The organism is Cohnella sp. SGD-V74, assembly GCF_003001675.1.
Lineage (GTDB): Bacteria > Bacillota > Bacilli > Paenibacillales > Paenibacillaceae > Cohnella.
The window spans coordinates 203506-215927 of sequence record NZ_PVYW01000010.1; the positions used below are offsets into that span (position 1 = coordinate 203506).

The following is a 12422-nucleotide window of genomic DNA, read 5'->3' on the forward strand; positions in this document are numbered from 1 at the left end:
CGAGGGGGTTCGGGAAAGCAATGAGAAAATGGGGAACGCTCGCGCTTGCCTTGCTGCTGCTGTGGACGGCCGGATGGTCGCCGCCCGTCGCGGCGAACGGAGCGGACACGATTCAGGTCGTCTATGCGATCGACAATGGAGATTTCGGTCAAGGGCTGACGGGGTGGGACAGCAACAACCCGCCGGGAACGACGGACGCCATTCGGGCGGTGCGCTATTTGGAGCTGCAGCCCGGCGCCGCCATCTGGCAGCCGATCGACGTGACGAACGCCGACGACGGCCCGAGCGTGCACGATGCGGTCTACGCCAAGGTGTACGCTACGCTGGATGCGGACGTAACGACTGACGACAACGTGCTTGTCCGGTTGGTGGCCGGGGAACAGCTTGCGGAGATCAACAGTCTGGCCGGCGTCCCTAGAGGAACGGCGGTGGAGCTGACGACGTCCGCGAAAAGCCTGGAAGGCCGTATCCCGGCGGGTCAGGACAAGCTGTGGATCGAGCTGCACAACGATACGGCGGGCAAAATCGAAGTGACGAAGGTGGAGGTCTGGGGAGTCGGCGAGGACGGCGAGACGAAGCCGTATCCGCTGACGAACGGGGATTTCTCCTCGTCGTTCGACGGCAATTGGGAGGGTGATGGCACGGCTTTCCGGACTGCGGCGTTCATGCAGCCGAACGCCGCGGCTTGGCGTGCGCTGCCGGTCGGCAATGGGGCGGCGATGCCGCAGCCCGGGGACAAGGTGAGCGTGCAGGCCGAGCTGTTCGTGCCGGACGGGGTCAACCGCGAGGATGGCGTGTTCGTGCGGGTGAACGACGGGCAGAATACGCTGCTCGACCTGAACGATATTTCCGGAACGGCGCGCGGCAAATGGTTCGCGTCGCAAGGCCGAATCGTAGGCAACGAAGGCGTCGTCAGAAACGGAGCCGCGGAGCTGTGGATAGAGCTGCACAACGAGACAAACGTTCCGGTGCGCCTGAAAGGGTTGAAGGTGACCGCGGAACGGGCGGCGGCGTCTCTCTATGATCTGAACGGAGATTCGGCGGTAGACGAGGACGACGCGGAATGGCTGGCCGAGAGGGTCGGGAGCGGACAGTTCGACCCGCGGGGAGATTTCGATGCGGACGGACAGCTAACGGAGAAGGATTCGTCCTACTTCCGCAAGTTCGCGCTTCATCGCGCCGACGAATTTTATTTGAATCTGAAGCATTTCCGCTTTATGAACGAGGATGTGACGATCGACGGTATTCCGATGATGGTGACGCATTTGTACTCGGAGCCGGTCGACCGGAGCGATCTGTCCAAAGGCTACGACTGGGTCGGCGATCCGCAGGAGGGATTCGCCTCGGTGGACGACGTGTCGCGGGCGGTAATCGCCTTCGCCGAACACTACGGCAAGTACGGCGATGAGCTCAGCTACGGCAAAATCAAGCGGGGACTGGAGTTCCTCATGTGGATGCAGTACGAGGACGGAGACTTCGACAACTTCGTCGTGCGGGATCCGGACAGCACGATTCGCCCGAAGGACAGTGCGTCCTCCCGGAAAAGCTTCAGTTGGTGGGCGGTGCGTTCCTATGAGGCGATGGCGGTCGCGCTTCCCCGGCTCAAGCAGGAGGATGCCGCTCTCGCGGCCAAAGTCGAAGCCCGGCTGGCCCTCTGCTTGAAGCGGTTGAAGGAGATGACCGACCCGCACTATGGCCAATACTCCGTTAACGGGGCCGTGCGGACCGCCAAGTGGCTGCTGCTCGGCGACACCTGGCTGACTTCTTCCGCGATCAATGCGCTTGCGGAGCATTGGAAGGTGACCGAGGACGAGTCGATCCGCAGCGCGATCCGCGAATCGGTCCGCAAGCTCGCGGAGGGACTCATGCCGGCCAAGACGGGCGATTACAGGGATTATCCGTACGGCGGGTTCATGCATCATTACGACGGAGTGTCCGGCGTCCACAACTGGGACGAATGGAACAGCATTCAAGTACGGGCGATGGCGTACGCCGGGCGAATCGCGGGCAACGCTGCCTGGATCGAAGCGGCAGAGCATGCGGCGGACAGCTTTCTCGGCGATCTGCTGATTTCCGGCCGCGCGGAGACGATGCATCCGAACAAGAAGCCGTATCCGCTCATCCAGTACGGGACGGCCAGCTACGTCGATAATCTGCTGGCTCTGCACGAGGTGACGGGCAAGGAGAAGTACGCGGTTCTGGCCGGCATCGCAGCTTCGTGGTGGACCGGCAACAACGTTCGCGGCTTCCCGATGTTCAACCAGGAGGAAGGCTACGCGTACGACGGCCTGCACGCCGACGAGGTCAACATCAACAGCGGGGCGGAGTCGCTGGACGAGGCTATTCGCGCGCTGATCCGGGTGCTGGACAATCCGATCGCGCGTCCGTACTTGTTCGCGCGGCAGACGGCCGGGAACGGGGCGAAGACGATAGAGGCGGAAGGGCTGTATCAAAGCGCCGCCCCGCCGGACGAGGAGATGGCGTTCCCATTCGGCTTGCTGAACGATCCGAACGCGGCGCTGGCGAAGCAGGATGCGGATTCGGGCACGGACGAAGCGAAGGTGTACGAGGATGCTCTGGCCGTCGGGGAGGGAACGGAAATCTACCCCGGATGGACGGGAAGCCGCGCTTTGTTCGTGGAGGGAGCAGGTCATAACAACGTGAGGCTGTTCGACGGAGGCTCGCTGCGGACGGAGCTGCCGATCGGGGAAGACGCCGCAAGCTTCCGTCCGGGGGATGCGGTGAAGCTGGAGTTCGCCGCGCGGGTCGAGTTCGATACGTCCCTGAGAGCCGAGGTGTACGCCGTGCTGGCGAACGGGGACAGAGTCAAGGTGGCGGACGCGAACGACATGAAGTACCATGCCCGCACCTGGTACTCGGGAGCCGGAGCGGTCCGCACGACGCCCGTGGAGAAAATTCCCGAAGGGGCGACGAAGCTGGAGATCATGTTCGCGGCGAGCTCTTCGAAGAACCCTCCCCACGAAGGCTACGCGGTCGTGACGGAAGGGAAGCTGTACCGGATGAGCGTGCCGGAAATCCGCTATTCCAACACCGATTTGTCGGGGTCCAGCTACGTGAGGATGCCTCCCGGTCAAGCAAGGACCTTCGACATCGAGGCGCCCGAAGCCGGAACTTACGACGTGATGCTGAGCTTTATCGCCGATCCGGAAGCCAGAGTGTCGGTCGGTCTCGGCGATAGGGCTCCGGTGACGGCGAGTCTGCAAGGCACGGTCGCCGATGTCGTTCAGATCCAGCGCATCGATACGGTTGAGCTTCCGGGCGGGACGGTTCAGCTGAAGCTGGAAAATCCGGACCTGAGGGTTCCGGCCGACATCGATGCTCTCATCCTGTATCCGGTTCGTTCTTACGCCGAATATTCGGTGCCGGGGGCGGCCCCGGTCAAGGTGCTGCGGGACAGCGTCAGCGGCATGCTGGCCGTCGGCGCGCCGGAGCAGGTGAACGGCCGGCATGTCGTGACGTTGGATGCCCCTGTATCGGCGGTTGCGGCCGGTTCGAGCGTTCGACTGAGCGGCTCGGTCAAGGGCGGCGGAGACGGAATGCCGATTGCCGGCGTCAGCGTAACGGTGCAGGCGGCGGGAAGTTCGGCGACGGCGACGACCGATGCGCAGGGCAAATTCGCCGCTGCGCTCGCGATCCCGAGGACGACCGGGACGGGGCAGATCCGGGCGAAGGCCGTGACGGAGCGGGGGGAAGCTTCGGTTATGCTCGCCATCGTTCCGGGAAGCTCCGGCGGCGGAGGCGGCGGTGGAAGCTCCGGAGGAAGCTTGGGCGTTGGCTCGGGCAGCGAGGTGTCCGAAGGCGTCTGGACGGTGCGCGGGGAGTCGATCTCCGCACAGCGGGAGGGGATCGTTAAGCTGGCGCTGCCTGAGGGAGCGGAAACGGTTCGGTTGGCCGGGCGGCTGCTCGAGGAGCATGCCTCGCGAACGTTCGAGTTCGGCAGCGCGGGCATGGCGCTGACCGTTCCGGACGGACTTGTGAAGGAACTGATCGAACGCGCGCAAGCCGCGGGATTGAAGGATTGGAGCCTTTCTCTGCGAATGGTTAGAGCGGAGGAGGACGAGGCTTCTTCCGCTGTCCGGAGGTTCGAATCGTCCGCGGGGGCCAAGCTGAAGCTTGCCGGGGGGCTCTATGAGCTGAGTCTGTCTCTGGAGGGAGAAGGCGGCGAATCTCCTTTGCCGATACGCGAATTCGATCCTCCGATCCGATTGACGTTCGATATCGGGCCGGGCGTCTCCCGCTCTCTGCTCGGCGTCTACTATTTGGGAGAGGACGGCTCACTGCGGTACGAGGGCGGCCGCGCGGAATCGGAGAGCCGAATATCGGCGGACGTCCGTCATTTCAGCCGCTATGCGGTTCTGGAATACGCGAAGGCATTCGAGGATGTGCCGGCTTCTCACTGGGCGCACGCCGCGGTGAGCGAGCTTGCCGCCAAGCAGATCGTCCAAGGCGTCGGAGAGCGGAAGTTCGGAACGAACGCGAAGGTCTCCCGCGCGGAGTTCGCGTCGCTGATCGTGCGGGCTTTCGGCCTGCGGACGGAAGGCGCCTCCCATTCCTTCGCGGACGTGAAGGAGGGAAGCTGGTATGCCGAAGACGTGGCGTCGGCTGCCAAGGCGGGGCTGATTCTGGGCAAGACGCCGAATGCCTTCGATCCGGGCGGCAAGCTGACTCGGCTGGAAGCGGCGATCATCCTGGATCGCCTGTTGAAAAATGCGGCGGACCTTACGCCGGGGGCGAATGCGCTGGAAGGATTCGAGGATGCCGGGAAGCTGTCGCCCGCCGCTTACGAAGCGTTCTCGCGCCTCGTCGGCATCGGCCTGATGCAGGGGGATGATCGCCAGCGGCTTCGCCCGAACGACAGCCTGACCCGGGCGGAAGCCGCCGTCCTGCTGGCTAAGTTGTATCGCCTCGTTCCACCGCAAGATTAATTTTTCGTGGGAAACGCCGGAGGCGCATGCCGCTCCTTTCGCCATTGCGGCGGCTCGGGAGCGCATGCGCCGACCGGCGTCTTCTCATGTCCGGCTGGGCGGAGACGGACTGGCCGGAACGTAGCCATGAGCGTTCGTGTTCGCCGGCGCGAGTGTCGATTGCTTCTGGCCGGATGAGGCAGAGGACTGATCTTTGCCGTTTTTGGGCATACGCGTGACCTCAATAATTGCCAAATAATGATTTTTTAGATAGATTCGTAGAAGGAGGCGAGAAGTATGTCGTTAATAAAAAATGATGCTCATTGGTTAAGTACGATGGAGAGTAGGTTTGCTGATTTACAACAAACAATTGAGAATATGGGTCTTAAACGAGGACAAAAATTTATCGAGTGGATGAAAACGCAAAATCAGTATTTGCAATGGGAAACCGGATTCGAACCCTCGAAGTTGCGCAAGTATAACCGAGGCGATATCATCTATGTTAATTTCGGGTTTAACCCGGGTTCCGAAATCGGCGGATTGCACTATGCCGTCGTCATGGATGATAATGAAAAATCGAATCCGGTCGTAAATGTCGTTCCACTTGGGTCTCTCGAATCGGGACAAACAAGAGACGTTCTGCACAAACATGAAATCTATATTGGTACGGTTGATGGAATGAACCAAAAGGAAGCATTTGCAATTCCCAATCAGTTTCAGCCCGTCAGCAAATTACGGATATATAGACCGAGAAAGGGGACCGATATAGTCGTTAAACTGCCTGGACAGTTCATGGATATGATCGATGAAAAGATACTTAGACTCTTTACTCGCAGGTATTCAGCGGCAATTGCACAGTTGGAGACTGCTCAGAAATCCGTTGCATCGGGACGAGAAAATGACATGCCATCCTCTGAATAATCCGCTATAAATATTGAATCAACATGAAGAGAGTGCTATACTACTTATATATTAAACAATGCCCTTTGAGCGGAAGCTCAATGCGGTCCTAAAAATGATTAAACGCTCTTTAAAAGAGGAAGCCGTCCCTTGTGGGCGGCTTCCTTAGTTTTAAATCTGCATACTGCACAAATGAAGCAAGGGAGGAGCGCAGTCCGGCCCCATCTATGGTACAATAGAACAAATGTTCTGTGGGTGGGAGAGCGCATCATGACCGATACCATATCCCTGTCCGTCAGGGGGCTCGTGGAGCACGTGTTTCGAAGCGGCAGCCTCGATTCCGGCTTCCGGGCGGCCAGCGCTTTGGCCGAGGGAACGAAGGCGCATCAGAAGCTGCAATCGAAGTACGGGGAGCGCGATCGCAAAGAAGTGTACTTGAGCGCGGAAGTCGGCTGTGGGGATCTCTTGTTCGCGGTGGACGGACGATGCGACGGCCTGCTGACCGGAGAAAACGGCGAGACGACGATCGAGGAAATCAAATCCACGGTACGCGATATCGCCTCGATGACGGAGGACGGGACCCCGGAGGTGCATTGGGCTCAGGCGTACTTCTATGCTTACATGTACTCGGCGGAAAACGGCGTCGATCGGCTGCGCGTCCGACTAACTTACGTTCAGGTGGACACGGAAGAGGTCCGACGGTTCGAGCGGGAGACGACGATGACCGAGTTGGAGGCGTATGTTCGGAGAGTGATAGAGGCGTATGCTCCGTATGCGCGCATGCTTGCCGGGAATAGGCGGGTCAGGGACGAGGGAATAGCGGCGCTGGAGTTTCCGTTCGCGGCTTACCGCGAAGGACAGAGGAAGCTGGCAGGGGCCGTCTACAAAACGATCGACGAGGGACGCAAGCTGTTCGCCCGCGCTCCGACCGGCATCGGGAAGACGGTCTCGACGCTGTTCCCCGCGATCAAGGCGATCGGAACCGGCAAGCTGGACCGGCTGTTCTATCTCACTGCGAGGACAATTACGAGAACGGCCGCAGAGGATACGCTGGCGCTCATGGCGGAGCGGGGACTCGGGATGCGTTCCGTGACGATTACGGCCAAGGAGAAAATTTGCTTCCAGGACGAGGTGGATTGCCGCCCCGAGAGCTGTCCTTACGCGAACGGCTATTACGATCGGATCAATGAGGCGATCCTTGAGCTTCTCGGTAACGAAACGCTGATCCGCCGCGAGACGATCGAGAAATACGCCCGCAAGCACACCGTATGCCCGTTCGAAATGTCGCTGGATGCGGCGTACGGAGCGGATGCGGTCATTTGCGACTACAACTATATTTTCGATCCGAGAGTTTCCTTGAAGAGGCTGATGGGAGAGCAGAAAAAACGGACTGTCCTGCTCGTGGACGAGGCGCACAATCTGGTCGACCGCGCGCGGGAGATGTATTCGGCGGTGCTGGAGAAGCGGGAGTTTCTGGAGCTGGAGCGGGAGTTCAAGGGTGTCAGCCCGCAGCTGCACGCGGCGGCCAAGGCGGTCAATAAATGGTTTGTGGAATTGAGAAAAAGAGCCGGCGGGGAGCCGCTTGTCTCGAAGGAGGTTCCGGAAGGGCTGCTTGAGCTGGTGGAGGAGTTCTCGGCTCGGGCGGAGCGGGAGCTGGCGGGCGGCGGCCCGGGCGCGGGAAGCGAACGGCTGCTGAATGCCTACTTCGCTGCGGCGGCTTGGATTCGGACCGGGAAGCTGTACGACGAACGGTACGTCGCTTACGCGGAGTTCGAGCGGAACGAGGTTCGACTCAAAATGTTCTGCCTGGACCCGTCGCATCTGCTAGCCCAGATGGGCAAAGGGTTTCTGGCGCACGTCTTTTTCTCCGCGACGCTGTCCCCTCTGAACTACTACATGGATATGCTCGGAGCCGGGGAGGAGGACTACTCGGTGACGCTCGGATCGCCTTTCGCCAAAGAGCAGTGGGAGGTGGAGATCGTCTCGCTGTCGACGAGGTATGCGGACCGGGAACGGACGAAGGAGCCGCTCGCGTCGGCTTTGCTGGATTTTGCGGGAAGGCGGCGGGGCAATTATCTCGTGTTCTTCCCCTCTTACGCATATATGAACGGTATGTATGAGGAGTTTGCCGCGCGAGCCGGGGAGGGCTGGCAGACGCTGCTTCAGACGCCGGATATGGCGGAGGAAGAGCGGGAGCGGTTTTTGGAACGGTTCGATGCGGCGAACGAAGGGACTTTGATCGGGTTTGCGGTCATGGGGGGCATCTTCTCGGAGGGGATCGACTTGACCGGGGACCGACTGAACGGAGTCGCCGTCGTCGGAGTGGGCATGCCGCAGCTCGGGCTGGAGCGCAATCTGATCCGCGGCCACTTCGACGAGCGGGGGATGAGCGGCTTCGATTACGCTTACGTGTACCCCGGCATCAACAAGGTGCTGCAAGCCGGGGGCCGGCTCATCCGCACCGAGCGCGACCGCGGTCGGCTGATGCTCGTCGACGACCGCTACCTGCAGCCGAAGTACGCTCGCTTGCTCCCGGAGGAGTGGCGGGGGTGATTGCTGCCACGGAGTGAGCGGAACTAGGGCGGAGCGCCCCGAGCAGAGCGAATAACGTTCTGGTGGACCGTTAACGAGGTGGGATCGCCCCACCCGAAGCGATTAGCGGTCCGCCGGACCGCTAAATCGAATAAGACACTTTGCGTTTGGTGGTCGAGGAGCTGTCGTCGCGCTCGAGAATCCGGTCGAGAATGAGCTTCTCGTAGTGGGCGAAGCCGCTGTCCCGCTCGCGAGGGCGATCGAGCGCGATGTTCACGTCCAGCGCGATGCGCCCGTTCTCGATCAGCACGACGCGGTCGGCCAGCGCTACCGCTTCGCTCACGTCGTGGGTGACGAGCACGGCGGTAAACCGCTGATCCTCCCACAGCTGCTCGATCAGCTGCTGCATGTCGATGCGCGTGAGCGCGTCCAATGCCCCGAGCGGTTCGTCGAGCAGCAGCAGCCTCGGCGAGCTGGCGAGCGCGCGGGCCAAGGCGACGCGCTGACGCTGTCCGCCCGACAGTACGCCGGGCCACTCGCCCGCGCGGTCGGCCAATCCGACCTGCTCCAGCGCCTTCAGCGCTTCGTCCGCATCCCTCGATTTTACGCCGACCTGAACGTTGGCGAGCGCTCTTTTCCAAGGCAGCAATCGTGCGTCCTGGAACAGCATCCTCGTATCCTCGCGAATGCCGGCGATCTCCGAACTGTCAAGCGACAGATCTCCTTCCGTAGGCTCTTCCAGACCGGCGATCAGCCGCAGCAGCGTGCTCTTGCCGCAGCCGCTTCTCCCGACGATGGCGACGAATTGGCCGGCGGGAATGTCAAGTTCAACCCCTTGCAGCACTTCCTTGTCTCCGAACTTCTTGGACGCGCCGCGCACTTGAAGGCGGGCGCCTCTGCGAATGGTTAAGCTCATGACCGATCTCCTCTCCTATTGCTTCGCATAGTTCGGATTCCACTGCAGCAGCCGGCTCTCCAGCCACTTGGCCGCGGAGTCGGACAGCTTGCCCAGCAGGGCGTAGAGCAGAATCGCGAACACGACGATATCGATGCGCATGAATTCCCGGGCGTTCATGGCCATATAGCCGATTCCGCTGTCCGCGGAGATCGTCTCGGCGACGATCAGCGTCAGCCACATGAACCCGAGCGCGTAACGGAGCCCGACGAGAATGGAAGAGACGGCGCCCGGCAGGATGACTTCCCAATAGAGGGAAAAGCCCTTAAGCCCGTACACCTTGGACATCTCGACGAGACCGGGATCGATGGAGCGGATGCCGTGCAGCGTGTTGATATAGATCGGGAAAAAGACGCCGAGCGCGACCAGGAAAATTTTCGCGGTCTCGTCGATTCCGAACCAGATAATGACGAGCGGGATCAACGCCAGATGCGGAACGTTGCGGATCATCTGCAGCGTGCTGTCCAGCAGCCGGTTCGCCCCGGCCGACATGCCGTTGAGCAGGCCGAGCGCGAAGCCGATGCCGCCGCCGATGAACAGTCCGATGAACGCCCTTCTCGTGCTGTCCCAGATATAGAGGAAAATGTCGCCCGACCGGACAAGCGCAACGCCGGCCTCCGCTACGGCGAGCGGAGTCGGCAGCGTGCGCGTCGAGATATAGCCGAGCTGGCCGAGAAGCTGCCAGACGGCGAGAATGAGAACCGGGACATAGACCGGAGCGAGCCGGCTCGCCGCGAGTTTACTTAGCCACTTCATGAGGCGTTCCTCCTGACTGGGGTCCGGTCAGCTTCTGCGGAGGCTTGTTATAGGCGACCAGCTCTCCTACCGCTTCGATGCTCCCCGTCTGCTCGCCGCTGTCCTCGCGCTTCAGAGGCAGCAGAGGGAACAGCAGCTCGGCGGCGCGGTAAGCTTCTTCCAGATGCGGGTAGCCTGACATGACAAACGTCTCTATGCCAAGCTCGGCATATTCCTTCATGCGCGCCGCGACCGATTCGGGACTGCCGACGAGAGCCGTTCCCGCGCCTCCGCGAACGAGCCCGATGCCGGCCCACAGATTCGGGGCGATCACCAGGGAGGAGCGATCCCCTTTGTGCAGGTCGGACATGCGCTTCTGTCCGACAGAATCATAGCGGGACAGAATGTTCTGCGCCTCCTGGATCGTCTTCTCGTCCAATCGGCTGATCAGCCGATCCGCAGCCTCCCAAGCTTCCTCTTCGGTTTCCCTCACGATGACGTGAAGGCGAATCCCGAAGCGAACTTGACGCCCTCTCTCTTCGGCAAGCGCGCGCACTTCGGCGATCTTCTTCGCGACCTCCTCCGGAGGTTCTCCCCATGTCAGATAGAAATCGACATGATCAGCCGCGATCTGCTGCGCCGCCGGCGAGGAGCCGCCGAAATAAATCGGCGGATACGGCTTCTGCAGCGGAGCGAACAACAGCTCGCCGTTCTCCGCGCGCAGATGCTTGCCTTCATAGCTCACCTGCTCCCCTTGCATCAGCCGTCGCCAGATCGTCATGAACTCGTCCGTCTGCTCGTACCTTTCCCCGTGCGAGAGGAAGATGCCGTCGCCGGCCAGCTCATGTGGATCGCCGCCCGTGACGACGTTGACGAGCAGCCTTCCGCCGGAGAAGCGGTCGAACGTGGCGGCCATTCTGGCCGCCGCGGACGGGGACATGAGACCGGGCCGCACGGCGACGAGAAACTTCAGCCGGCGCGTCGCCGGAATGAGGGAGGAGGCGGCCACCCAGGCGTCCTCGCAGGCTTTGCCCGTCGGCACGAGCACTCCGTGATAGCCGAGGCGGTCCGCCGCTTGGGCGATCTGGCGAACGTAATCGTGATCGACAGCCCGGGCGCCTTCCGACGTGCCCAAATATCTGCCGTCTCCATGAGAAGGGATGAACCAAAACACTTCCATGCTGTTTCTCCTCCAAATTGCCCTCGAGGGCTTATTTCAAGACGGCTTCCTTAACGTCGATAGCCGACGGAATCAACTGCAGTTCGAAGAATGCGTCCGCGATTTTCTGCTGCGCGGCGATAATGTCGTCCGTGATCGGTTCGACGCCGAAGCCGCGGTGGGACAGAGCTTGCTCCAGGGACGGAACGTCCAGATCGAGCGCGGGAGCCAGGATTTTGGCAACTTCGGACAAGTTGGCCTCGGCCCATTCGTCCGATTCCTGCAATGCCGCGAGCAGGACGTCGACGGCCGGTTTGTTGTTTTCCGCAAAGCTCCGCTCCGCCAAATAAAATTCGTAGTTGTCGACGAGCCCTTCGCCGTCGGCGAGCACGCGGGCTTTTGTCGCCAGCTGCGCCGCGGAGTAGAACGGCTCCCAGATGACCCAAGCGTCCACGTTGCCGCTCTCGAACGCGGCTCTGGCATCGGCCGGAGGCAGGAACACGACTTGGATATCGGAATATTTCAGGCCTTCCTTCTCCAAATACTTCACGAGCAGATAGTGGACGTTGGAGCCTTTGTTCAGCGCCACTTTCTTGCCCTTCAGATCGGCCCCCGTCTGGATCGGCGAATTTTCCGGAACGAGGATCGCTTCCGCCTTCGGGCTTGCCGGGGAATGCCCGAGATAGACGAGCGGGGCTCCGGCCGCCTGCGCGAAGATCGGAGGGGCTTCGCCGACGTTGCCGAAGTCGATGCTTCTGACGTTCATTGCTTCCAGCAACTGCGGCCCTCCGGGGAACTGCGTCCATTCCACTTTGTAGCCGGCTTCCGCCAGCTTTTCTTCCAATCCGCCTTTTTCTTTCAAAATGTTGATCGAGGCGTATTTCTGATAGCCGATCCGAACCGTCTTGCTGCCCGAAGCTCCGGAACTTCCTTGCGCGGACGGGCTTTCGGAGGATTTGGAGTTGCCGGCTCCGCATGCGGACAACAGGGAGAGGACGATGGCGAGCGCCAGCAGAAGAATTCCTTTTTTCACAGGTTTAAATGAGTTTGGATGCGTTTTGTTCAATTGAATCACTGCCCCTTTGATCGAATCGTATTTTCATAGCTTATAATTCCAATGAACTTACTTAGTTTTGTTAAGAAGGTAGCATCCCGCTTTTCCGGTGTCAATACGATGAGGAAAGATGAGGAGAAGTGAGGAGCAATGAGGGGTATA

General features: G+C 60.8%; 7 protein-coding genes. 3 read left to right on the top strand and 4 right to left on the bottom strand.

Features of this window, described 5'->3' with window-relative positions; all coding sequences use genetic code 11:
* Nucleotides 1-20: 20 nt before the first annotated feature.
* From B0G52_RS16790 to B0G52_RS16800, 3 genes are all read left to right on the top strand, one after another.
* On the top strand, nucleotides 21-4946 hold the full coding sequence (locus B0G52_RS16790) for an S-layer homology domain-containing protein (RefSeq protein WP_094046334.1): 4926 nt from the start codon (nucleotides 21-23) through the stop codon (nucleotides 4944-4946).
* 276 nt (nucleotides 4947-5222) lie between these two features.
* Nucleotides 5223-5846, top strand: a complete 624-nt coding sequence (locus tag B0G52_RS16795; protein ID WP_094046336.1) for a type II toxin-antitoxin system PemK/MazF family toxin — start codon at nucleotides 5223-5225, stop codon at nucleotides 5844-5846.
* Nucleotides 5847-6095: 249 nt separating this feature from the next.
* Nucleotides 6096-8378: an ATP-dependent DNA helicase gene (locus tag B0G52_RS16800; RefSeq protein ID WP_094046338.1), complete on the top strand. Its 2283-nt coding sequence runs from the start codon at nucleotides 6096-6098 to the stop codon at nucleotides 8376-8378.
* A 121-nt stretch (nucleotides 8379-8499) separates the two neighbouring features.
* Here B0G52_RS16800 and B0G52_RS16805 read toward each other — a convergent pair whose 3' ends face one another.
* From B0G52_RS16805 to B0G52_RS16820, 4 genes are read right to left on the bottom strand one after another with little or no spacing between them, the layout of a single operon-like run.
* Nucleotides 8500-9273 carry an ATP-binding cassette domain-containing protein gene (locus tag B0G52_RS16805; RefSeq protein ID WP_094046340.1) on the bottom strand — a complete coding sequence of 258 codons (774 nt, stop codon included), beginning with the start codon at nucleotides 9271-9273 and terminating at the stop codon, nucleotides 8500-8502.
* Nucleotides 9274-9288: 15 nt separating this feature from the next.
* On the bottom strand, nucleotides 9289-10068 hold the full coding sequence (ssuC, locus tag B0G52_RS16810; RefSeq protein ID WP_094046342.1) for an aliphatic sulfonate ABC transporter permease SsuC: 780 nt from the start codon (nucleotides 10066-10068) through the stop codon (nucleotides 9289-9291).
* Nucleotides 10052-11227, bottom strand: a complete 1176-nt coding sequence (gene ssuD / locus B0G52_RS16815) for an FMNH2-dependent alkanesulfonate monooxygenase (RefSeq protein ID WP_094046344.1) — start codon at nucleotides 11225-11227, stop codon at nucleotides 10052-10054. Before ssuD ends, ssuC begins: the two co-directional genes overlap by 17 nt.
* Before the next feature lie 31 nt (nucleotides 11228-11258).
* Nucleotides 11259-12272 (bottom strand): sulfonate ABC transporter substrate-binding protein, encoded by a 1014-nt coding sequence (locus B0G52_RS16820; protein ID WP_233162746.1) that lies wholly within the window; start codon nucleotides 12270-12272, stop codon nucleotides 11259-11261.
* Between the last annotated feature and the right edge of the window lie 150 nt (nucleotides 12273-12422).